This window comes from Bacillus sp. 5mfcol3.1, from assembly GCF_900114335.1.
In the GTDB taxonomy this organism is placed as follows: domain Bacteria; phylum Bacillota; class Bacilli; order Bacillales; family Bacillaceae_G; genus Bacillus_A; species Bacillus_A thuringiensis_S.
Genome location: NZ_FOST01000001.1, coordinates 705094 through 727313, shown reverse-complemented (window position 1 = coordinate 727313; position 22220 = coordinate 705094). Strand labels below are relative to the sequence as shown.

Sequence of the window (22220 nt, the reverse complement as noted above, 5' to 3'; positions counted from 1 at the left end):
TTACTGCGTTACCGTCATAACTTGTCCGCTACGGTCAACCATTATTTTCATTTTCCCGTCTTGTGCATTATATAGCCCTAGTTTATGTAATTCCATTTTACAATCTTGTACGAAAGTTGGTAATTTACGAATTTGATCGATATCAGAACTTGTAATGAAATGAATTAAAAGCTGCGTCATACCTTTAATATCTTGTACAAGCTCTTCTTTCTCTCGTTTTAACCTTTCATTTTCTAGTTGTAACGACTGCAATTCACCTTCTAGACTACGTGTATTCTTTGCTTCTCTAGAACGCCCTGCTGCCATGCTAGAAAGCTTATAAATACCTTCCATAAACTGATGTAGTTCGTCTTCTTTCCTTTCACTACACTGATTAATTGTTTCAAAGTTATCAACGATACCAGATATAACTGTTACAAGATTTTTTTCATCCTCTTTATGCTGGATTTCTTCTTTTAATTCGTACTCATTTTCTTGTTTTCTTGCAACGATTGTTTCTTTTACTGGTATATATTTTCGCTTTCGTCCTGGTTTTTGTTTTTCAATATTTTCAAACGGTATTTCACGTTTTTTCAATTTATAATACGTATTTTGCAATTGACTTTCTGTTTTTGGAAAAAGATTTAGTTCATTTTTACTTACGTATTTTGAAATATTTAAAATGTTTAAACCGTGACGCTGACAAAATTGATACACTTCATACAGTAGCTCTAGTTCAGATTTCAGCCATGTAATTGCTGATTTTTCGTACGCTCGCATCCCGCCATTTTTTTCTATATCTATTTGAAATAATACCATTCTATTATGTAAATCAACTAATTCTTCATACTTTACTTGGAATTCTTTTTCTATTTTTTTAAATTCCACCTCTAGTTGCATATCGTTCATTTTATTATTTGACATGTTTTGTAAAAGACCTAATACATTAATTGCTGTGTGGTGATACATAATCTGTGCCACTCCCCCTCATCCTTTCACAATTCTCATCTGACTCCCATGTCTTTTAAGAAAATAGCAATTTTTACATATCCATATTATAACAGTTCGAAATTATCTGTCAAATAATTAACATACAAAAATGTATAGAAAGTATAAAAATTTGGAAAATGTTTTTTTATTAATATGTAAAATTGCATATTAATTACATTTAATTATATTATATGGTATTTTGAATACTTTTTCACCGAAAAAATTTGCGTTACCACGAAATATTACTAAAATAACCCTCGAAAATACGTTTGCTTATATTTTCAAATCAAAAATCTTCATTTGAAGATTTTTTCATACATACAGTGGCAAACACCTTAGAAACCTTTCATTTTTCTGCCAGCTTAAAGTATAGAATACTAAAAAGGAACTAGCCAATGCTACATATGGCTAATTCCTTCCTCTCTCTAGCAGAATAGAGTTATAAACCCAGTCTTCAAATCCTCAATCGAAGTCTCACTTCTTCTTACCTAAAACTACTTCATACCTCTGAACTCACATCGCATGAGACTCTATTAATCACTAAAAACTTCCTTACATAAGTAGTTCCCCTATTCCTACTAAATAGAAAAATGTTATACGCCAGCTCTTCTACTTACCTATAACCACTCCATATGTCTGGTCTCAACATCGCATAGGGCTCTATTAAGCACTGACTGCTCAACACTTAGCTAGAGCTTCTATTCTGGCTAAATAGAAGCTTTTAAAGCACTAACTTATCAACTAAACCAATTAGCTCTTGAATATCTGGCTTACTTACTTGAGCATTTGCTCCTACAGCTTCACCTTTATGGAATAATTCATTTGTAATTAATGAAGAGAAAATAATGACTGGTAAACGATTCATTACTTCACTATCCTTAACCACTTTCGTTAAATGATGTCCATCCATTTTTGGCATTTCAATATCCGTAATTAGCAAGTGAATATGCTCAAACATTTTTTCGCCTTGCTCTTTCGCTAATTTTTCAATTTGCGCTAACGCTTCTGCACCATTGCTGAAGAAGTTCATTTTTGTATATCCAGCTGATGATAATGTTTCTTCTAATATTTGGCGAAGCATCGCTGAATCTTCTGCAATGTAAATTACTTTTTCAGCTCGATCTGTTTTTTGTTCTAATCCTGCAATTGACTTATTGTCATAACCAGTGCCGCTAATTTCACATACAATTTTTTCATAATCTAATAGTAAGATGATTTTTCCATCTAGTTTTACAATACCAGATGTCGTTTCTTCTAGTCCCATAGATAATGAAGCTGGTTCATCAATTTGTTCCCATGAAATACGTTGAATACGATGCACTTCATCAACGCGGAAAATAACTTTCATTTGGTTTAATTCTGAGATGATAAATTTCGTTTGATCAAGTGGCTTTGTTGACTTTAAATTAAGAGCCATTGCTAAGTTAATAACAGGTAAAATTTCACCACGTACTTGAACAACACCTTCAACTGCATGATGAGATTCTGGCACAGTTGTAACAGGGAATGGATTAATGATTTCACGTACTTTCATTACATTAATACTAAATAGGTTTTCACCAACAGTGTACGTAACAATCTCTAATTCATTTGTTCCGCTTTCTAATAAAATACTTTGTGCTTGTGACATAAAGGTGTCGCTCCCCTTCCATTAATTCCGTATATCTAATTATTAAGCTTTATAAAAGAGAAAAAGTCAACTACCTATATAAAAAATATAGATAGTCGATCGATTCATTTTATTAAAAAACAATTAATCTTGTATAAACGAAGCAAGTGCCTCTAATAACACTTCTTGTGCTCCTACAACTTCCGTCGGCATTGCTTCCCATTTTTTCGAAAGCTCGGTCTCTACTCTTATTCTCAGCTCAGAATTCATTTCTGCTAGCACATATTCTTTCGTTGCTATATCAACATCAAGTAGCGCGAGTGCATATAATTCCGGGTCATTTATTTTTTCGAATAATCGTTTTAATACTACTGGTGCTATATGTTTTAATTTTTCAATATGAATTTCCTTATCCGAAAATAGTAACTCATACTGAATAAACGTAACATTTTCTTTAATCACTTTAAAATAACAATTATTTTTTTTATCATTCACAAAATAACCGTTTGGATCTGCAATAATACTCTCTACTTTACGAATTAAATCTGGCAAACTATTCGCCGCCATTACAGTCCGCTGCTCAACCTCACTCGGCGAAATGAATGTAACGCGATACTTATTTTGCGCCATCCTCCTCACCTCTCCTTTTATAGAAATTCAGTCTAATTGTATACTACAACTATCTTAAATTAACTTAAAACTATTTTATATTACCACTTCTTACACTACCACACTACTCTAGTAACGCTACATATCTCTAGTCTTACACATCGGTCGGGACTCTATTAGGCACTAACCGCTCCAAAACATCGCCAGGTCCTCTCTCAAAACCTAAAAAGTGCTTTTAAGAACCTTTCAATAACTCTATGTTATTAAACCAAAACGCTATCTGCTGATCCGTAATATTTGGCAACATAACAAAAAACTCACGACACTTCATCTCATCCTTAAACAGTTGATACTTCCAAACGCTATCGCTACCAACACTTATGAAATAAAACTCATGGATGCGGCCAATGATTGCTTGTTTTTCGCCAAATGAATACGGAGGCACTTGCTTAATTTCAAATTGATCTGGTAAATATACATGCTCTTCTCGTTCTATTTTTAATACTTGCTCGGCAAGTTCACGTTTATTTTCGAAAAAAGGCAATTGTAAAATTCGCTCTTGTCTTGTCATACGAATAAAAAACCCTTTCTACTCCATTACATTTTTTCCTTATGATATATTATCGAATTAAGTTTACAACTTCATTTAATACTTCATCTGAAACTTTAATCACTTTCGCATTTCCTTGGAATCCGCGTTGGTATAACATTAAGTCAACGAATTCTACAGATAAATCTACGTTTGCACCTTCTTGTGCACCACCACGTACTTTACCTGCACCGTTTTGACCAGATGCACCAAGAGCTAAAATACCTGTTGTATTCGTCGCTGTATAGTTACCATTACCTGTTTTCATTAGTCCGCCTTCGTTCGGGAACATCGCAACAGCTAATTGACCTGCAGATTTCATACTTCCATCAGAATATTTTACCATCACATATCCACCGTCAGCAATGAAACAATCTTTAACCGTCGCTGCTGCTCTACCATCTACGTCTGTTACTGATAATGTTTTATCTGTTGGATGGTTTGTTAAATGACTTAAGTCTAATTTTATAGAGCCGCCATCAAATGGAATATTGGCCCCTTGCTCTTTCGGATTTGGATTTCCAACAGCATCAAATGTCATATTACCACCTGCACCTGGAACATCCTTAAACTCTGTTTCTTTTTTCGAGTCATTACGCATTTGTACTTTATATGTATAATTATGTTCGCTCGTTTGTTTAAACTCTACACGCATTGTCCATGTATTTCCCGCATTATCATATACAGGTAAATCTTGTGTAATTTGTTTTTCACCAGTTGGAATATTCCCTTTAATTGTCCCTTTCGATGTTCGAATACCACCAATTGCTGTTCCCATTGGAATTTGCAACGGTCCTGGAATTCCAGATAAATCAACTTCACCAGTTGCCTCATTCGCAGGGTATGCAAATACATATTGACCTTCAGTATTCGTAATATAGTAATCTGAAGATATCACAAACGTACCTTTACGAGTAAATTCCATATTTCCGCCTTTTGAATCACCTACAACGAAGAAACCATTACCTTCCATTGCGGCTTGTGTTTTGCCACCTGTTAACGTAATTGTACCATCACTATAATCCGTAACTGTACCACTCATTTTCACACCATTACCAATACTTTTCGGATTTGTTCCTGCGTATTTACCGTCACCTTTTGCACCAATCGAATTGTTATATAGTAAATCATCAAACATTGCTTTTTGTTTTTTATAACCTACTGTTTGTGCATTGGCAATATTATTTGAAGTTACACTTAATGCATTTTGTGTTGCATTCATCCCTGTAATACTTGTATATAACGCTTTAATCATAACGTATGGACACTCCTTATGAATTTGTAGTTTTTACTTCTTCAGTTACTTTTTGATCGTCTTTCTTTGCGTCTTCTGGGTTCGTTTCCCCAATCGGTTTATCAGACACTCTCTCAACGAAACGAAGAGATACAACCTTATTATTAATAACGAGCTGTACATCGTTATTTTCCGCAAGGCGAACTGTTTCTACTTGACCGGTTACTTTGTTTCCGTCACCGTCAACACCTCTTACGTATTTACCTAAAAACTTCATTCCACCATCAAGTGCTGTTGAATACATCGTTGATTGCAGCTTATCTACTGCTTTCGTCATATTCTGTACTTGTTCCATAAGAGATAACTGCGCTGTCTGATTCATCATTTGATTCATATCCATCGCATTAAATGGATCTTGATGTTGGAAACTTGATAAAAACAATTTTAGGAAATCATCTTTCCCCATTACCCCAGGAGTCTTTTGCGCTCCTGCCGAAACTCCATTACTTTGTTGCACTGGCGATTGTACACCATTAACAGGTACATTACTTTTTTGCGCTCCTGCTTGTAACGGAATATGATTTGTACTCGTTGTATTTAATCCAACTGTTGGCACGCTTTATTCCTCCAATAATCCCGCAAATTCTGTTGATTGTTGTTTTTCATGATTTGTATTTGCTAATTTCTGTTTTTGCCTTTGCTCTTGTTCTCGCTGTTCTTTACGATTTTCATCTTTATCTGAATAGCTAATTTGAATATTGATTTCTTTTTCTTTTAACTTTAATTTCAATTCATCAAAAATGATTTCAACACGTTTTTTCGCATCGTGTTTTTCCATTTCTACGTGAACATCAATTTGATCTCCGTGTTTTTTCATAAACACTGTTAATGTACCAAGTTTTTCTGGATTTAACTGAAATAAAACACGTTCTTGTTTCACTACAAATTTTTGCAGCGCTTCTACTTGTGCTTCCATTTTCTTTCCTAAGTCAGGTAATGAAACTTTCTCAGCACCACTATTTGATTTCCCTACTTGTTCGGTACTCGTCGTTTTATTTAATAACTCTGCACCTGCAGAGCTCGAATCATTTAATGCATCAACCTCTGGCAACTCTACCTTTGCATCATCGCTCTCAAGTTTCGGAAGATCTACGTCTTTAAACTCTTCTTGTTTCTTTGCAATATTACAAGTTTCTGTTTCTACAACTTTCAATGCTTGCATCGTTTGCTCTGGCATCTTCATTTTGTCTAATACCATTTGCATTGTATCTTCTAAACATATAGCATTTTTGATATTCATATTTGAAAGAAGTTCTTGTAATTGTTGTAATTCAGCTGCAGGTAATTCATTAAGTTTAATATTGCCATATTCTTTATATAGCTCTTGTATTTTTTGTATGTATTGATATAACAATTCCGGCTGCACATGTAATTGCTCAATTGCAACCATTTGCTCAGATACAGCTAATAACAACTGTTCTGTCTCTTTTTTTTCTTCTTTCTTTACAATAGGCTCTTCTTTCGTTACCGATTTTTTAGAAAGAATATAATCTTTTTTCTCTTCTGTTGGTGCTTCTTCTCGTTTCGTTTTCTCCGTTTGCGGCTGTTTTTTATTTTCCATTCTCATCGTACGATCGAATGAAGAATCTTCATTTTTTGATTGTACTTCTAGCCCTTTTTCTTTTTGCGGAGGTAAACTTTGTTGCACCGGTAATACAGACTGTATCACTACATTCACCTCATCCATTCATACACATTTTCAAATCCAGAAGCATTTTTTCTTCCAGCTTTTCTTGTGCTTTCGCAAGCTTTTTGCAATTTTCTTGATACATCTCATCAATGACACGTTCTTTTTCTTTTACTTGCTCTAAAAGGCTTTCATTTTTTTGAATAAAACCTTCCGTTTTTTTAATTTTTCGATTCCATTCTTCTATTCTTTCAGGTGAAAACGTATGTGAAGAAAGCATGCCAGCCATAATACGTTGCCCAGTTTGTACGACTTTACTACGCGATTTCACAACATATAAATCATATTCTTTTTTTTGTTCTATTTTTCTTTTTTCAGCTGTTAATTCATACACTTCTTTTAAAATATGTTCTTTTTCTTGATTTATTTGCAATTTTATTGTGTCGTACTGCTGTTTATCCACCTGTTTTCATAGCCCCTTCCTATTATAACGTTCTCTTTTTCTATTATATAGTTTTTTTCCAAAAAAATCTGTGAAATATTAAAAAACAAAAAAATAAGACCTCTTGGGCAGAGGCCTTATACTATATGGTGTATCGCTTCAACGATATCATCAAATTGGAAACTATCCGATCGACCTTGCTTTAAAAATGTATTTATACCTTCTACTTTATTTTTACATTCAAAAATATAAGCATTTTCTTCATTTTCTTGAATCGTTCCTAACTTAAAATACAATTCATTTTCTTTATAAATTGATAAAATTTTCCTCATTTCATTTGCAAGTTGCCAATGATGTGGCGACACGATTTCTTCCATAATCCTACTTACTGAATCTAATACTGAAATTGCAGGATAATGACTAAGCGTTGCAAGCTCACGCTTTAATACAATATGTCCATCTAAAATACCACGTGCTAAATCTGGTACAGGACCATTTAAATCATCCCCATCAACAAGCACCGTATAAATACCTGTTATAGATCCCTTTTGTGTTTTCCCAGACCGCTCTAACAACTTCTTCATATAACTTTCCATTAACAGTGTTTTACCACCAATCGGTAACTCTTTAACAGCAATATCAACACTTCTTCGTGCATCGGCGAAACGAGTAACAGAGTCCATCATAAGTAATACGTTATTGCCTTGATCACGGAAGTATTCAGCAATAGACGTTGCGAGTTTCGCGGCACGAAGTTGCATAAGGTGACTTTCATCTGACGTCGCTACAACAACGACGCTTTTTCGCATCCCTTCCTCGCCTAACTCTTTTCGAATAAAGTCTTTTACTTCCCGGCCACGTTCTCCTACTAAACTAATAACGTTTATATCAGCTTTTGCATTTTTTGCTATCATTCCAAGTAAAGTAGATTTACCAACACCTGACCCAGCAAAAATACCAATCTTTTGACCGATACCAATTGTTAGCATAGAATCAATTGATTTTATTCCTGTTTCAAATACATCAGTAATCTCTTCACGTTCAAATGCATGTATAGGCGGTGCATCTAGTTTTATTTTCTGTAATGGAATGTTTTCAGCTTCCTCATTTAATACTTCACCATTTGCACTTAACACTTTTCCGAGTAAGTGATTACCACGTGGTACAACAACATCTTCTGAAATTAAAGTCACTGAATCTCCATAACATACTTTTTCTGTCTGTTCAAATGGAAGTAGCATATTATTTTCTTTTTCAATGGCAATCACTTCACATAAGACGTTATGTTCTCCAACGAAGCAAACATCTCCGATCTTCGCTTTCGGCCCTTTTGCTACGAAAAACTGTTCTTGTACACTATGAACTTTGCCTACTTTCGTATACAGTGGTGTTTCAATGAACTTATTCCATTTTTCGTTCTCATTCATTAACAGACGGCTCATACATTTTGCTCCTCAAATAACTTCTCTTCTTCCCATTTCTGACGAAGTTTCGCAAATATAGGTGCAAATTTAAATTCAAAGAACTCTTTCTCTTCTTCCAGAACAAATTCACCAAACTGCAGGGAAAAATCATATTTCCATTCTACTAATTGTAGTAACCAATATTCTTTCGTATTTTCCTTCTCTTCTTGAATACGTTCAAACGTTTCTGGATGTACTGTAATGATTAATTTTTCAAACGAAGTTGGCAATGTTTGCACGATGCCAGTTAAAATAGGTAACACATCAAGCGATCGTGAATCTACCGCTTGATTCACGATTTTTTCTGCTAGATGAAAAGATTGATCCCATAATAACTCTGTCCATTCATATGCTGTTTCTTGTTGTTCTTTTTGAAACTGCACACGCGCTGCTTCCATCTGTTCCATTTGTTCATGAATATGCATTTGAAATTGTTCTTTATCTTGTAATAACTGCTGCCGCTCTCGTTCTAGCATTTGCTTCTCTTGCCTTAGCTGATTCATTTCCATATGTAATGACTCTTGCTGGGCGCGAAGCTCTGCATGATCAGCTTGTAATTCTTCCTCTTCTATTTGAACTGAAGCTGGTTTTGGAAATTGTAATTCATACGTTTCTTCAGAAAAAGAAACAGAATTCTTCGGAATTCTGTTTTTAAATAAGGACATCCTCTTCACCTCTTTGAACGATAATTCTTCCTTCTTTCTCTAGCTTTTTCACTGTACCAGTGATCGTTTGCTGTGCTTTTTCAGCATCCGTCATCTTAAGCGGTCCTAAGCCATCTAATTCTTCTAGAATCATCTCTTTACGGTTTGAAGACATACATGTAAATAGTTTCTCTTTAATTTCTTCTTTTGCAATTTTAAGTGCTTTCGCAAGAACACCGTTATCTGTAATTTCTTCTAATACACGGCGAAGCGCAAGATCTTCAAGACCAAGTAAGTCTTCAAAGACAAACATATTTTCTTTAATTTTCTCAGATAACTCATAATCGACTTCATCCAGCTTTTGAAAGACTGTTTTTTCAACACCACGTGAAACATTATTTAAAATGTTTACGATTGTTTTCAAGCCATCAGTTTTATTAATTGCACTGAATGCCATATTATTTAATTTCGATTTTAACAACTCACCAATTTGATTAATTAATTCGCCATCAACTTGTTCTAACTTCGCAATACCCATTACCGTCTCTACTCGTTTATGATCTGGCAATCTCTCAATTAATTGAGACGCAAGTTGCGGTTTAATATAAGAAGCGATAATTGCAATTGTTTGTGGTGACTCATCATTAAGCACTGTAAGAAGTGGTTCTAAATCTGTAAGTGAATTTAAGAATTCAAATGGATTATCTTTGTTATACCAAAGATCTTCCAATAATTTTTCCAGTTCGTCTTCTGGCATGTTTTTAAATATGCGACGAATGTATTCTTTATCTGGAGTGACTAAGTTCAATTCTTTTACATTTAGTTCATATAAGAACTCTCCTAGTACATTTTCTAACGTTTCTGGTTTGTATACACGAAACTTTGCGATTTCACGAAGTAATACTTCTTTTTCCTCAGCTGTCATATATTCAATGACTTTTGCTGCCACCCCTTCTTCTAATGTACGAATAAGGATGGCAGCTTTTTCTTTGGAGGAGATTTCATCTAACATCGTTGTTCCTCCCTTACTGTCCGTTTAACCATTTTTTAATTACTTTTGCAGTTCCTTCTACATGTTCTTTCGTAGCATCCTGCACTTGTTCATCTAACGTTGGTTCTTTCGGTTCTTCTGGTTCAGGTTTTGGCTCTGGCACTATTTTTTCTTCAGGAATTTCCAAGATACTTTCATTACTTGCAGCCACTTCCTCTTCTGCTAAGTATTCTTCATATTCCTCTTCTTCTTTCTTTCTCTTACGTCTTGCTAATAAGAACCATACTAGACCACCGATTGCTAATAAGCCAGCTGTAATTCCACCGAATAACCACCAGTTCATACCACTTTTTTCTGGCTCTTTCTCTTTTTCGGCTTTCGGCTGATCGAACTGAACAGTTACAACGTTAACTTGACCATTTATAAAGTTACCGTTCGGATCAGCTTGAAGTCCTGCCGCTGTTCCGATTGCTTCTTTAAAAGTTGTCATATCCATTCTACGTTTTACTAGCGTATCATTATCTACCCATACAACAACATTTGTTTTCGTTAATTCTGGGTGTTTCTTAATTGTTTCAACTGTTTTATCTATTTCATAGTTTTCGATTTTATTACCATTTTTATTATCATAGACAACTTTACCATTTTGATTATTGTTCGTACCGTAGTTTGGCACTTCACCGTTCGCTGTAATACCAGCACCTTGCTTCGTATCTGTCCCTTCTTGAGCAGTAGAACTTTCCTCTTGCTCTTGTTTACTACGAAGTACACCTTTATCACCATACTTTTCTGACTGACGTGTAACTTCATCGTAGTTTACAGATACTTTCGTATTCACTTTATATTCATTCGGTTTAAACATCGTCATTAACGTTGCATCAATATCTTGCTTTAATTTACCTTCAAGTTGATGCTGCATCTCTACTTCTTTCTCATAAGAAGAAGAACTACTAGAATGTGCTTCATCTGTCCCTTTTGAGATAACACCTTTTTTACTATCAATAACGCTTACTTCTTCTGCCTTTACACCAGGAACTGCTGCACTTATCATTTGCTGTATACCTGCAACTTGATCAGCTGTTAACAATTGGCCACGCTTCACTCCAACCGTAATCGCCGCTGTTCCTTTTGCTTTTTCTTCATCAAAAATTGTCTCTTTTTCAGGCAATGTAATTTGAACATTTGCCGTTTCAACTGTCGCAAAGTTTCTTACAATATCTTGCTCCAATTGCTTCTTCGTACCGACAATTTGCTTCATTTTTTTATCTTGCTCACTTGAACCGAGCGAGCTTTCTAATAAAATTTCCTCACCGCTTTTAGAATTAAACGGTAAGCCCATCCCATTCATTTCTTTTCGAACCCATGGAGCATCATTCTTTTGCACACGAATCGAACCATCGGCCGCTAATTGATAATCGACACCTAACTTCGATAATTCTGCTGTAATCTCTTGTTTATCTGTATCATTTAAATTTTGATATACAACAACATATTTATCTGGCAAGGTGAAGTATAAAAGTGCTCCTGTTACAATCGCTAAAAGCGCAGCACCAATTACTAGCTTATGCCACGTTTTTAACGATTGGATAACATTTTTCATCTTTTCCATTTAAACACACCCGTCCACTTTCCTAAATTTGCATATTAATTAGTGACTTATAATTTTCAATAAGATTATCACGTACGAGAGCAGCCGTTTTCATTTGAGACTCAGCTTTCTTTTGCTGAATTAAAACGTCATGTGTTTCTCCTACCCCTTTAGTTAGTAAATCATATACTGCTGTTTGCGCATTGTTTTGCGTTTGATCCATATCTTCCAATAAATCAATAAACTTTTTCCCCTCAACTACAGATGTTTGAGAAGTTTTCGATGCACCAATTGACTGAATTGCTCCAAATGGTTGTGTATTTAACATTGGTTGGATTTTCATATTACTATCTTCCCCCTTATCCTCGGCCGATTTCTAAATCTTTATCAAGCATTTTTTTATTTGCATTTAATACACTCGTATTTGCTTCATACATTTTTTGAGCAACCATAACATTCGTCATTTCAGCAGTTACATCAATATTTGGATAACGTACATATCCTTCTTCATTTGCGTGCGGATGCGTCGGATCATACACTAAATTTTCCGTTTTGTCTGCTTCAATACTTTTTATCTTCACTCCGTTAGTAGGAGCCCCATCTAGCATACTTGCAAAACTATTGTTTGATTCTAGCACCACACTACGACGCTCATATAAATCTGCCCCCGGAGCCGCCGTCGTATTTGCATTTACAATATTGTTAGAAGTAACTTCCATCCACTTTCTCGCTGTCGTTAGCCCTGAGCCACTTGCATTAATTGCCTGAAACATCCGTTGTCTCTCCTTCTACTTTTAACGTCCGCGTGCCGCTTGGTTAATTGCATATTGTGTATTAATTGCGTTAACTGAAATACCGTATAACTGATTTGTTTTCATTAAATCTAGCATTTCTGTCGTTACATCCACACTATTTCCGTCTTTATTCGTTTGCATTGATTTTGTTTGAATCTTTGCATATGTATTTTTCGTATTTACTGTCGGCAAGTGCATTTCATTCGTTTGATATAAATCTGGATTGCTCTTTAAATCAGCCGCATTGTTTTTATATAATGCACTACTTTTATTCATCTGCTCAGCAAATGTTACATCTTGTGCTTTATAGCCAGGTGTATTCGCATTTGCAATATTACTAGAAACAGTATTTCGTTTCGTCACTAAATAATTCATATAATGGCTTACATCACTCACTAAATCTGGCATATTCCACACCCTTCCTTTTCTAACGTAATGATCCACTGATAGAAGTTTCACTTCATTATTTATTTTCTTATATGCGTTTATTAAAATATTTACTATTATGTACCCTTACATATTTTATTCCATTTTTTCATTATTGTCTTTAGAAAAATACAAAAATATAAAAAAGAATGCAAAAAAACTGTATACACATAGTAATCTATAGAACATTTCAATATATAAACTACAAACTAAAGTCCATTTTTCTATTATTTAGATTACTATTATTTTTTCATCACAGTCATAAAATGAAACCTCAATCAGCGGATTTCTTTATGTAAACGAAGGAATAGATCCCCTTTTAAAAGGGGGATCTGCTTCCAGACGTTATTATTAATATTTACCGTAAAATGAATTAGCCTTCATTCGCCCATCATTTGTCATAATCATTTCTTCCAAAATCTTTTGCTTATCCCGAATATGCTGAGCGGCCTTAATAATGAACGGGCTTACTTCTGCCGCAACTTGCGCACGCGTTTCTTCATCCAATGTCATCATCCAGCGATTTAACATCTCACTCTTCTCAGCAAACTCTCTGTCTGACACTTGCAATTCACCGATTTCATTAAAACAGCTGACAAACGTCCGATAAATATCATTGTTCATTTTCAAGTGCTCCGCGGTAACCGTCTATTAAATCTTGTAACACTTTCACAATTGCATCAATATCTTTCGCTTCACGCGTTACTTTCATCGTTTGAATTTGAATGCTGATCCAATCATATAAACCATAGAGACTATCATATAAATCTTTCGTAATTTCAGGATTTAATTGAAGCTTTAGTTCTTCAAAAATACGTTCTAATTTTTCAAGAAGTGCGTCCCCTTCTTGTAGTTTAAAAGTATGTAAAAGTTCTTCTAAATTACGAAACTCTACAATACATCTTTCATAAATAAAAATTGTATTTTTAATCGGATTACTCGTCATAATATCATTTTGCATATAACGTTGCCATGCTTGCATACGATCACTTCCTCAACTTTCATTAATCATCACTTTTTTGTTTTGTCATTGCTTTAATTGTTTTTAATTGGCTATCAAGCGCTGCTAATGTACTCTCTAGCTTTTGATACTTCTTCACAATTTCATCTTGCTTTTGCAAGTTTTGCGTCTCAATATCTTTAATCTTTTTATCTAAATCACTTACACGTGAGTCAATATTTTTAACTCTCTCGCCGACTACACCTTTATCACCGAATAGTTTATCAAGTGGTTCTTCCATCATTTTTCCTAAACCGTTAGAACTAAAGAAAAATTGCTTCGCTGCATCGGGTTTTTCTTTTAATGCTTGTGTTAATTTTTCATCATTAACTTCCATCGTTCCATCTTGCTTTAATTGAATACCGAATGTGAATAAATAATTACCATCTTGAGAAAATGTTACGACATTGTTCATTGCCTGACGTACACTTTGCATAATAGCTTGACCTTGGAAAGCTCCACCTTTTCCGGCAAAGATATCTACTGTAGAAACAGCTTTATTATAATCAGCTACCATTTTTTTAATAACATTCGATGCATCTGTTACGTTTGAATCACTTACTGTAAATTTTAGATCTATACCTTTTGCTTTTGGATCTGTTGTACCAGCATCTGGCGCTCCTTCTACTTTCGGCTCAGTTACCTTTAACAATTCAATTTTCACACCAGGAAGAGCTTCAATTGTATTAGTAGAACCTTCCCCTTTGATACCATTAATAGTATACATAGCATTTTGCGCTTCATTGATTGTATTAAGCGCTACGCCATCCGCATTAGCTAAACCAATATCTTGAAATAGTGTAGATGTGTTCCCCTCAAACTTAATTACTCCATCTGTTCCTTCTTTTTTCGAGGTCATGAAAATTTTATTTCCAAGTGTATAAGCTGATACGCCATAATCTCCATCATTAATCTTATTAATTAAATCTTTATATGTCATATCAGTTGTTACTTTTAGTTCTTTACCACCTAGTTTTAATGTTTCATCTTTAGGAAGCTTCGCATTTATATCTTTAATGTCATTTGAAGCTATTTGATGACGCTGTGCAAGCTGTGTAATCGTCATATTAAAAGTTCCTGCAATCGCACCACCATCAGCTTTTACATTAATATAACCGTCTTGTGTTGTCGTTACTTTTTTCTCATTTCCTTTAAAAGCCGCTAAGTTTTTAAAAGTTTGTGTAAAAGAACTAAATTCTGATTTTAAACTTGTATATAGTAGTTTATCATTTGTAAGGTCATTCTTTTCTTTCGTATATGGTGTTTTTCTCATATCTAAAGCATTCATTTCTAATTCGACGAAGTTAGAAGTATCGATCATATTATTTCCGAGGTTCCAAATTTGTTGTCTACCACCAATACCTGTCATCGTTGTTCCTGCCATTTTTCTCACTCCTTATAGATTACATGTAGTCTAAAATACTCGTTTTACTCATCGTACTAACCGCTTTAAGCGTCGCTTCATACGTTGCATTTATATATGCCAAGTCAGAAATTGCGACCGCTAAATCAACATCCTCAATTTCTTTACGGTTTTCTTGAAGCGCTAAATTTTGCTCACTTAAAATTGTTTTAAACGTCTCCATTGTGTTCATTGTTGAACCAACTTCAGTTGTACGGTTAATGATGCCATCTAAGTTTTTCTTATTTTCTCCTAATAACGGTTGTAACGCTTTTTGGTCACCTTTTTGCATCGCTTCGCTCATCTGTTTTAACGTTTTTATAACCGGTGATAATAATGCTTCTCCGTTACGAAATGCCTTTAATTCATAACCATCATTTAATTGCCAGTTCACATCATTTTTTCCGCCCTGGTACGTACCATCTTCTGTAAATGGTGACTTTTCTGCACTATCACCACCGAAAATATAACGGCCTTGCTCTTTCGTATTCGCTAAATATACAACTTGTTTTAAAATTTGATCAATCTCTGCACCGATGGCTTTCAATTCTTTTTCACCATTTGGCTCATTTAATGCCTGTACCGTTAATTGATCTGCTCTCGTTAAAGATTTAAAAATACCTTGTAAAGTATTTTCAGTTTGTGTTAATACATTTTTTGAGTCAGCTAAATCTTTTTGCATTTGTTCAATATTCGCCAATGAATGTTGAATCGCAAATGATTTACTCGCTGCAAGTGGATCTTCACTCATAAGAAGGTTTTTCTTCCCTGAAGTTACTTGGTTTCTATGGTATTGTTGTTGCACATTCAAATCCATTAACTGATTCTTTGCCCAGTTTGCATTTTGAAATGTAGATACTCTCATTTCTATCTCCTCCTTATATATTTCCAATCAATTATTATCACTTATCGAATAATCGAAAATAGACTATCAAACACTTCATTCATCGTAGTAATAGCTTTAGAGTTTGCGACAAAATATTTTTGGAAGGCCATTAAATTTACCATTTCCTCTTCCATATTTACACCTTCAACGCTCATTTTTTCTTGTTGAATACCTTCTAGTAAGTCGCCATGAATTTTTTGATAACCATTTACTGCACTTTTATCAGATGCAACACGAACTATAAATTGATCTAATGCTTGTTTATAAGAAAGACCTTCTTTATAATCGTCTTCTGTAACTGCTGCTAGTTTATTTGCTGTTTCAGCAGATATTTTCATTTTCGAAATATCTTTTTGGAATTCTGGATTTAACTTCATATCTTTCGCATGATCTCCAACGAAGAAATCTTTTCCCATCACTGTATTCACTTGATTTTTCATCGAACTCATTAAGTCTTCAAGATTTTTTTTATAATCAACTATCTTCGCTTTCGTATCAATCGCTGATTTTATCGCCCCGCTATTTACGGAGATTTCTGAACCGTAAATCTCAACTGACATTGGGTCTTTCTCTTTATTTAATTGAAGTGGATATGTATCTTGTCCATTTACTGTTAAAATACCATTCATTCTAACACTCGCGATATTAGGATTCATAGATTCATAAGATACTTCGATGTTTGCATACTTAGACATCTCTGTAACGATGCGATCTCGTTCGTCTAAAAGTTGATTCGGCACTTGTGTACCCGCTTGTCCAATTTTATGATTCGCTTCTGCTAAACTAGCAGCAAGACGATTAAATTCATTAACATGCGCTTCAATATCTTCTGCTGTCTGTGCTTCCACTGTATCTAAGTTTTTCGCAAGACGATTCACTTGACTTGTGAACTTCCCAGTTTCAGAAATTAATGTATCGTAGTAGTTTGGTTGCTCTGGATTTTTTGCTACTTCACGAAAGGCATTAAAGAAACCGTCCATTAAACTAGATAATGAATTCTTTCCTGTCGTTCCAACCATAGACTCTACACGTGATAAAGTCGAATTCATGTAGTTATAGTAAGAGAGCTGAGATAATTGATCATTAAACTGCTTCGTTTTTACCTCATCAGTAATACGGTCAACACCTAGCGTTTGTACACCGTAACCAATTCTCTGTTCTGGCGTATGACCATTACTTGCTCCAACAGATCCGTAATTCACCATTTGACGCACATACCCCGGTGTATGAATGTTAGACAAGTTTTGTTTCGTTGTTTGTAACCCCATTTGAGCCGCTAACATACCCGATAGCGGTGTATTATAATCAGATAATCTCATAAAGCTTCACTTCTCCTTTACAATAGTTCGTTCATAAAGATTTGCGAATTATTGTTTCGCTCTAAGTTATATTCAGAAACAGAATCCACAATACTTTCTGTAGTTTTTAATAGTACGTTTAAGTAATATTGATTTTTCAAAAGAATCATTTTTACATTCTCTTCTAATTCAGTTACGTTTTTTTGTATTTCTTCCATTTTTTCAATTTCTTCTTGAGAAAAATACGAAAATAACGCACTTACACGAAACGATTCAACTCCTTGTTCTTTACAGAACTGAACAACCATTTCTTCAAATGAGCTTGATAACCCTTTTAAACCATCAATGTACTGCAATTGCTCTACTTGCAACTTTTGAACCGCATTTACATTTTTATTTTTTAAATTCTCATATATTTGCTCTCCAAGCGCTTGAATATTTTCATACGCTTTTTGAATAATAACGAGTTTTTCATATAATTGTATGTACATATAGCTTCCTTCCTTTTACAAGACTAAATTCACAATTAAACCATGGATTTCTCCAATTTGATTTAACATTTCTAAATGTCCTGTTTTCGTATTAATTAAATTCATCACATCTTCTAATTCATTCAATCCCATTTCTGCCTGTTTCACAATCGTCATTTTCTGTGAATATCCGTAACGTGGGTGACGAGACATGACATCTTTATACTGCAATACATTATCAACGTAAAAATTCAAAAATGATTTTACTGTATTTTTGTATTCCATTACATTATCAAGCGTTAATTCCATTTCAATTTTCTCTTTAATTTCTCCAATATTATCGACAAACGCTTCCATTTGTTCTAGTAATTTATCTTTTTTCGGATCTGCATGCAAATTATCCGAAAATGCAAGTCCTGTCCTGACATTTGCTTCTTTCGGCATTTGAGTAGCAGGCGGTATATGCGATAAAATTGGATTATGCGAGATAGAACGTAGCATATATATCACCTATTTATTTTTTTATTTCTTCCTAAACTTAATCGTAAAATCCAGTTATTTATAATTATACTCTGAACAGTAATATTTTGCAGTTATTTTTTATAAAAGATATGTTACAATTTAGCATGAGGTGGCACAATTCTATGAATATTTTCCTTTGTGGTTCAAATCAATTAACAGCATTAGATCAAGAAGAAATTAAAAAATTTTTAACTGACTATGCTCACAAACATAAAATTTACATATTATGTTATAAATCTATTGAAAATGAGGTTCTTCGTTTTTTTGTTGAGAATGAAAGACTCGCTCAAAATTTATGCCTTTACACGCTGCAACCATTGCAAGCAATAACAGATGAATTTCAAGAAGTCGTTGATTACTTAAAAAAACACGGAGCCGAATATGTTGCTTTTGATCATCCTTCTGACTCCATTTACCGATCAGATTATATGTTTTTTGTTAAACAAATTATTGAAGACACTGATTTAGTTCTCTGTTTTTATAATGGGGACAAACATACATCTGTCATCCCTGTCGATGTTGCAAAAGAAGCAGGTATTGATGCTGTCATTTATGATTTACCAGGATTACATGAAAAGCAAATGAAAAAAAGCTTTGAACAAAAAATTCGTATGATGTAAAGGGGGAGGCACAATATCATTATTGTGCCCATTGTAAATATGATAATTGAACAAGATTATGATCATTTTATCGCGAGTTTTAAACAACAATTCAATATGGATATCGCTTCTTATAAACAAGATAGAATGCGCCGTAGAATCGATGCTTTCATTTCGAGAAAAGGCTTCGAAAACTACACTAATTTTTTAAACAAATTACGCGCTGATCAAAATTTATTTTTAAATTTTATTGACTATATTACAATTAACGTTTCAGAGTTTTTTAGAAATAAAGAACGCTGGCAAACTTTAGAGTCGAAAGCACTACCAAAATTACTCGAACAAAATAGCGGAAAATTAAAGGTATGGAGTGCCGCTTGCGCTGCTGGTGAAGAACCGTACACACTCTCTTTAATTTTATCAAAGCATCTAGCTCCATTTCGTTTTGAAATTCAAGCAACAGATCTTGATTTTCATATTTTAGAAACCGCAAAACGCGGTCAATATACAGAACGTTCTCTGAAGGAATTACCTAATGATTTGAAAGAACGTCATTTCACAAAAGAGAATGATATATATTCATTGCATCAAAACATTAAACAAAACGTTACGTTCAAACAGCACGACCTTTTAATGCAGTCGTTCGATACAAATTATGATTTGATTATTTGTCGTAACGTAATGATTTATTTTACAGAAGAAGCAAGAGTAAAACTTTATGAAAAATTTAGTCGTTCTTTACGAAAAGGCGGTGTACTATTTGTTGGTAGTACGGAACAAATTTTAACACCCGAACGTTACAATCTTCAGCGATTTGATACATTCTTCTACGAAAAAATATAAAAAAGGTCGTCACAATGGAGTGACGACCTTTTTACATAACTCGAATTAAAATAATACCGACAATCCATATAAAGAGAAAAAGAAACGTCATAGACCATTTATGTTCTTGCACCGTATGTTTCAACGCCTGCGACAATTGTGTCATGTTCATTTCCGCAAGCGCTCTCCATACACTTACATCCCGATCTTTAGCAATGCGGTCTGTAACGCTAATTAAAATTGTTTCGTTAGACAGTTTCGTTATATAAGCAGTAATAACCGTTACCATCAAATTTATATTTCCTTCTGAAGAATCACCTTCCACTCTAGAGATAAGTGCACTCACATCTAGTAACGGAATATGTACTTTTCTACCAAATGATAGTTGTACTTCAGCGAAATCATATGTTCCATCTAACAAAGGAAGTTCTTTTATATGCGCCTGCTTAACAAGCCCTTGTAGGCTTCTAATTACTTGTTCAAATATTTTTTCTGTTTGCTTACCTTCTCCAGATAACGTATGTAACTTTTTAAAAAGTTGTAACACTGTATCCATCTCTTTAGAAAGAATTTCCTTCATAATCTTTCCATCACTTAAACTTGCAAGTAAAATACCTATTTCATTATTTTTCGAAATAATTTTAGACTGTCCAGTAAACACTAAATTGCTACGCTTTCGTTCTTTCTGGATTTCATGATCCGAAATAGCTACAGGCTGTTTTAATGGTTGTAACGCCTTATCTTCAATTGTCGTACGTTTAATCTCCATTTAAGCGCCTCCACTACTATGAAATAATTAGCCCCATTCTTTATTACTCTTTAAAACTAAAAACAGTACGAATAAACCTGACATGATAGTAAACACATCAGAAGCTTGCACTCCCTGTTCACCTTTTTCTTCTTTCTTGTCTTTCGGTTCTTCTTTTGGTTCTTTCTTTTTAGAGACAACTTGTTTGTTATTTTTCTCTTTTTGGTCCTTCGCCTTATGTACTTCCTTGTTGTCTTCGAACGGCTCTTTTATAACGTAAGTAAATTCCTCTTTCTCTTTCAACGGTTCTTTTATAAACTTATTTACTATCTCATCTTGCTTCGGAATTTGAACAACTGGCAATTTTTCTTCTGGAAGCGGGTTTTTGACTTTCAAATCTTCTTGCTTCTCATTTTCTTTCTTATCTTCTAATTCATTTTCTAGTTTATTATCTAATTTATCTTCTTTCTCTTTCTCTTCTATCTTTTTATCATCTTCGTTTTTTGGTGCCAAAACAGAAATGATATATTCACTTTTCTCAACAAGTTTATTACCTGCTGCATCTATTATCTCTACAAGTAATTCATATGGACCAGCCGGCAATGCTTCTGTTATTTCAAATACTTTTTGCCAATCCATATCATGCTTGTTGTAGTCTAATAAAAACGAAAGCTCTTTATTTTCTTTCCCTTTTAATGTAACGCGCACTTCTTTTACAACCGATTCTATATCTGACGCTTTTACTCGTATATGTATAGAATCTCCCTGTTTTCGTTCAACTAAGTTCTCTTTTACTTCATCAATAGTAACTTTCTGTAACTTTGGCAATTCTTTATCTATAGTTGGCGTTTCATTTTTAATACGAATGAGCGGGACTTTCACTTCATTTTTTATGAGCTCTTCTTTCTCATTCTCTTTGTAACTTTGAACGAGCTGAAGATTCCAATCACCTTGCAAATCAAAATCCCCTGCTTTATAGTTAGCAACCCAGCTCTTCGTTTCTTCATCATACTCAAAAGATAACATTCTTTCTTGCGCATATTGCTCGCCATTTTTTTGTAACTGCAATATACCTTTCATACTTTGAATGTTTTTCCCATTCGGTTCTACAGCAATTCGCACCTCTTCGCCAACTTTAAGCTCCAGCTTATTTACTGTAATAATTCCCTGTTCTGTTTCTATCTTTCTTTCACTCAATTGTTTATTTGCTACTTCTTGTTGTTCTGCTTCTTTTTGTTTCTCTTCATCTTGTTTCGTTTCCACTTGCTCTGGCGGTTCTTGAGATTCCTTATTTTCTTCTTGTACATTCACTTCACTTATTTTTTGATCTGGCTCAATTTGTTCCTCAGCCTGACTTTGCAAGGGGAAGAACAAGCACACATGTATGCATAGCCAACTCATTAGAAAAAACTTTACGTTTTTCATCTA

General features: G+C 34.2%; 26 protein-coding genes. 2 read left to right on the top strand and 24 right to left on the bottom strand.

The features are described from left to right. The 22 genes from BM089_RS03900 to BM089_RS03795 form a co-directional block, all read right to left on the bottom strand. A complete protein-coding gene (locus BM089_RS03900; protein ID WP_000274682.1) occupies positions 1 to 948 on the bottom strand; it encodes a DNA-binding domain-containing protein in 948 nt (315 codons plus the stop codon). A gap of 742 nt (positions 949 to 1690) precedes the next feature. After that, a complete protein-coding gene (locus BM089_RS03895; protein ID WP_000075943.1) occupies positions 1691 to 2599 on the bottom strand; it encodes a chemotaxis protein in 909 nt (302 codons plus the stop codon). Positions 2600 to 2722: 123 nt separating this feature from the next. After that, the gene (locus BM089_RS03890; RefSeq protein ID WP_000068302.1) at positions 2723 to 3208 is read right to left on the bottom strand and encodes a hypothetical protein; all 486 of its coding nucleotides are present in this window, start codon (positions 3206 to 3208) and stop codon (positions 2723 to 2725) included. A 214-nt stretch (positions 3209 to 3422) separates the two neighbouring features. Continuing rightward, complete coding sequence (locus BM089_RS03885) at positions 3423 to 3758, bottom strand: DUF3964 family protein (protein ID WP_000198166.1); 336 nt, start codon at positions 3756 to 3758, stop codon at positions 3423 to 3425. Positions 3759 to 3807: 49 nt separating this feature from the next. Then, positions 3808 to 5031 (bottom strand): flagellar hook protein FlgE, encoded by a 1224-nt coding sequence (locus BM089_RS03880; RefSeq protein WP_090976003.1) that lies wholly within the window; start codon positions 5029 to 5031, stop codon positions 3808 to 3810. Positions 5032 to 5047: 16 nt separating this feature from the next. Beyond that, entirely contained in the window at positions 5048 to 5626 is a 579-nt protein-coding gene (locus BM089_RS03875; RefSeq protein WP_001143462.1) for a flagellar hook assembly protein FlgD, read from the bottom strand. A 3-nt stretch (positions 5627 to 5629) separates the two neighbouring features. After that, positions 5630 to 6739 (bottom strand): flagellar hook-length control protein FliK, encoded by a 1110-nt coding sequence (locus BM089_RS03870; protein WP_000616457.1) that lies wholly within the window; start codon positions 6737 to 6739, stop codon positions 5630 to 5632. Positions 6740 to 6749: 10 nt separating this feature from the next. After that, on the bottom strand, positions 6750 to 7160 hold the full coding sequence (locus BM089_RS03865; RefSeq protein ID WP_000360860.1) for a hypothetical protein: 411 nt from the start codon (positions 7158 to 7160) through the stop codon (positions 6750 to 6752). A 116-nt stretch (positions 7161 to 7276) separates the two neighbouring features. Beyond that, positions 7277 to 8581 (bottom strand): flagellar protein export ATPase FliI, encoded by a 1305-nt coding sequence (gene fliI / locus BM089_RS03860; RefSeq protein WP_050843162.1) that lies wholly within the window; start codon positions 8579 to 8581, stop codon positions 7277 to 7279. Then, the gene (locus BM089_RS03855; RefSeq protein WP_016082179.1) at positions 8578 to 9267 is read right to left on the bottom strand and encodes a FliH/SctL family protein; all 690 of its coding nucleotides are present in this window, start codon (positions 9265 to 9267) and stop codon (positions 8578 to 8580) included. The genes fliI and BM089_RS03855 overlap by 4 nt, the downstream gene beginning before the upstream one ends. Then, on the bottom strand, positions 9254 to 10258 hold the full coding sequence (gene fliG, locus BM089_RS03850; protein ID WP_000883364.1) for a flagellar motor switch protein FliG: 1005 nt from the start codon (positions 10256 to 10258) through the stop codon (positions 9254 to 9256). Before fliG ends, BM089_RS03855 begins: the two co-directional genes overlap by 14 nt. Before the next feature lie 13 nt (positions 10259 to 10271). Further along, positions 10272 to 11846: a flagellar M-ring protein FliF C-terminal domain-containing protein gene (locus BM089_RS03845; RefSeq protein WP_090976001.1), complete on the bottom strand. Its 1575-nt coding sequence runs from the start codon at positions 11844 to 11846 to the stop codon at positions 10272 to 10274. A 22-nt stretch (positions 11847 to 11868) separates the two neighbouring features. Continuing rightward, positions 11869 to 12168, bottom strand: coding sequence for a flagellar hook-basal body complex protein FliE (gene fliE / locus BM089_RS03840; RefSeq protein WP_090975999.1), 300 nt, complete (start codon positions 12166 to 12168; stop codon positions 11869 to 11871). 16 nt (positions 12169 to 12184) lie between these two features. Beyond that, on the bottom strand, positions 12185 to 12598 hold the full coding sequence (gene flgC / locus BM089_RS03835) for a flagellar basal body rod protein FlgC (protein WP_000484680.1): 414 nt from the start codon (positions 12596 to 12598) through the stop codon (positions 12185 to 12187). Positions 12599 to 12619: 21 nt separating this feature from the next. Next, positions 12620 to 13027 (bottom strand): flagellar basal body rod protein FlgB, encoded by a 408-nt coding sequence (flgB, locus tag BM089_RS03830; RefSeq protein ID WP_001113110.1) that lies wholly within the window; start codon positions 13025 to 13027, stop codon positions 12620 to 12622. 369 nt (positions 13028 to 13396) lie between these two features. Next, entirely contained in the window at positions 13397 to 13669 is a 273-nt protein-coding gene (locus tag BM089_RS03825) for a hypothetical protein (protein WP_001058088.1), read from the bottom strand. Continuing rightward, positions 13659 to 14027 carry a flagellar export chaperone FliS gene (locus BM089_RS03820; protein WP_001149516.1) on the bottom strand — a complete coding sequence of 123 codons (369 nt, stop codon included), beginning with the start codon at positions 14025 to 14027 and terminating at the stop codon, positions 13659 to 13661. Before BM089_RS03820 ends, BM089_RS03825 begins: the two co-directional genes overlap by 11 nt. A gap of 22 nt (positions 14028 to 14049) precedes the next feature. After that, a complete protein-coding gene (locus BM089_RS03815) occupies positions 14050 to 15429 on the bottom strand; it encodes a flagellar hook-associated protein 2 (protein WP_000929290.1) in 1380 nt (459 codons plus the stop codon). 19 nt (positions 15430 to 15448) lie between these two features. Then, positions 15449 to 16312 (bottom strand): flagellar hook-associated protein 3, encoded by an 864-nt coding sequence (locus BM089_RS03810; protein ID WP_001266403.1) that lies wholly within the window; start codon positions 16310 to 16312, stop codon positions 15449 to 15451. 41 nt (positions 16313 to 16353) lie between these two features. Then, positions 16354 to 17652 (bottom strand): flagellar hook-associated protein FlgK, encoded by a 1299-nt coding sequence (gene flgK, locus BM089_RS03805; protein WP_001239709.1) that lies wholly within the window; start codon positions 17650 to 17652, stop codon positions 16354 to 16356. A gap of 17 nt (positions 17653 to 17669) precedes the next feature. Then, positions 17670 to 18122, bottom strand: a complete 453-nt coding sequence (locus BM089_RS03800; RefSeq protein WP_090975997.1) for a hypothetical protein — start codon at positions 18120 to 18122, stop codon at positions 17670 to 17672. 15 nt (positions 18123 to 18137) lie between these two features. Then, on the bottom strand, positions 18138 to 18602 hold the full coding sequence (locus BM089_RS03795; protein ID WP_000946323.1) for a YaaR family protein: 465 nt from the start codon (positions 18600 to 18602) through the stop codon (positions 18138 to 18140). Between the two features lie 143 nt (positions 18603 to 18745). Between BM089_RS03795 and BM089_RS03790 the strand changes: the two genes are divergently transcribed. Both BM089_RS03790 and cheR read left to right on the top strand, forming a co-directional pair. Continuing rightward, positions 18746 to 19243, top strand: a complete 498-nt coding sequence (locus tag BM089_RS03790; protein ID WP_001020110.1) for a flagellar motor switch protein FliG — start codon at positions 18746 to 18748, stop codon at positions 19241 to 19243. Between the two features lie 39 nt (positions 19244 to 19282). After that, positions 19283 to 20065, top strand: coding sequence for a protein-glutamate O-methyltransferase CheR (gene cheR / locus BM089_RS03785; protein ID WP_000582875.1), 783 nt, complete (start codon positions 19283 to 19285; stop codon positions 20063 to 20065). Positions 20066 to 20096: 31 nt separating this feature from the next. On the opposite strand, the gene BM089_RS03780 is transcribed toward cheR, so the two are convergent. Then, positions 20097 to 20813 carry a hypothetical protein gene (locus BM089_RS03780; RefSeq protein ID WP_090975995.1) on the bottom strand — a complete coding sequence of 239 codons (717 nt, stop codon included), beginning with the start codon at positions 20811 to 20813 and terminating at the stop codon, positions 20097 to 20099. Between the two features lie 27 nt (positions 20814 to 20840). Further along, positions 20841 to 22217, bottom strand: a complete 1377-nt coding sequence (locus tag BM089_RS03775; RefSeq protein ID WP_090975993.1) for a transglycosylase — start codon at positions 22215 to 22217, stop codon at positions 20841 to 20843. Between the last annotated feature and the right edge of the window lie 3 nt (positions 22218 to 22220).

Excerpts from the sequence above, each read along its gene's own strand:
- BM089_RS03900 (WP_000274682.1), bottom strand. The coding sequence starts at position 948 with ATGTATCACCACACAGCAATTAATGTATTAGGTCTTTTACAAAACATG.
- BM089_RS03895 (WP_000075943.1), bottom strand. The coding sequence starts at position 2,599 with ATGTCACAAGCACAAAGTATTTTATTAGAAAGCGGAACAAATGAATTA.
- BM089_RS03890 (WP_000068302.1), bottom strand. The coding sequence starts at position 3,208 with ATGGCGCAAAATAAGTATCGCGTTACATTCATTTCGCCGAGTGAGGTT.
- BM089_RS03885 (WP_000198166.1), bottom strand. The coding sequence starts at position 3,758 with ATGACAAGACAAGAGCGAATTTTACAATTGCCTTTTTTCGAAAATAAA.
- BM089_RS03880 (WP_090976003.1), bottom strand. The coding sequence starts at position 5,031 with ATGATTAAAGCGTTATATACAAGTATTACAGGGATGAATGCAACACAA.
- fliI (WP_050843162.1), bottom strand. The coding sequence starts at position 8,581 with ATGAGCCGTCTGTTAATGAATGAGAACGAAAAATGGAATAAGTTCATT.
- BM089_RS03855 (WP_016082179.1), bottom strand. The coding sequence starts at position 9,267 with ATGTCCTTATTTAAAAACAGAATTCCGAAGAATTCTGTTTCTTTTTCT.
- fliG (WP_000883364.1), bottom strand. The coding sequence starts at position 10,258 with ATGTTAGATGAAATCTCCTCCAAAGAAAAAGCTGCCATCCTTATTCGT.
- BM089_RS03845 (WP_090976001.1), bottom strand. The coding sequence starts at position 11,846 with ATGGAAAAGATGAAAAATGTTATCCAATCGTTAAAAACGTGGCATAAG.
- fliE (WP_090975999.1), bottom strand. The coding sequence starts at position 12,168 with ATGAAAATCCAACCAATGTTAAATACACAACCATTTGGAGCAATTCAG.
- flgC (WP_000484680.1), bottom strand. The coding sequence starts at position 12,598 with ATGTTTCAGGCAATTAATGCAAGTGGCTCAGGGCTAACGACAGCGAGA.
- flgB (WP_001113110.1), bottom strand. The coding sequence starts at position 13,027 with ATGCCAGATTTAGTGAGTGATGTAAGCCATTATATGAATTATTTAGTG.
- BM089_RS03825 (WP_001058088.1), bottom strand. The coding sequence starts at position 13,669 with ATGAACAATGATATTTATCGGACGTTTGTCAGCTGTTTTAATGAAATC.
- BM089_RS03820 (WP_001149516.1), bottom strand. The coding sequence starts at position 14,027 with ATGCAAGCATGGCAACGTTATATGCAAAATGATATTATGACGAGTAAT.
- BM089_RS03815 (WP_000929290.1), bottom strand. The coding sequence starts at position 15,429 with ATGGCAGGAACAACGATGACAGGTATTGGTGGTAGACAACAAATTTGG.
- BM089_RS03810 (WP_001266403.1), bottom strand. The coding sequence starts at position 16,312 with ATGAGAGTATCTACATTTCAAAATGCAAACTGGGCAAAGAATCAGTTA.
- flgK (WP_001239709.1), bottom strand. The coding sequence starts at position 17,652 with ATGAGATTATCTGATTATAATACACCGCTATCGGGTATGTTAGCGGCT.
- BM089_RS03800 (WP_090975997.1), bottom strand. The coding sequence starts at position 18,122 with ATGTACATACAATTATATGAAAAACTCGTTATTATTCAAAAAGCGTAT.
- BM089_RS03795 (WP_000946323.1), bottom strand. The coding sequence starts at position 18,602 with ATGCTACGTTCTATCTCGCATAATCCAATTTTATCGCATATACCGCCT.
- BM089_RS03790 (WP_001020110.1), top strand. The coding sequence starts at position 18,746 with ATGAATATTTTCCTTTGTGGTTCAAATCAATTAACAGCATTAGATCAA.
- cheR (WP_000582875.1), top strand. The coding sequence starts at position 19,283 with ATGATAATTGAACAAGATTATGATCATTTTATCGCGAGTTTTAAACAA.
- BM089_RS03780 (WP_090975995.1), bottom strand. The coding sequence starts at position 20,813 with ATGGAGATTAAACGTACGACAATTGAAGATAAGGCGTTACAACCATTA.
- BM089_RS03775 (WP_090975993.1), bottom strand. The coding sequence starts at position 22,217 with ATGAAAAACGTAAAGTTTTTTCTAATGAGTTGGCTATGCATACATGTG.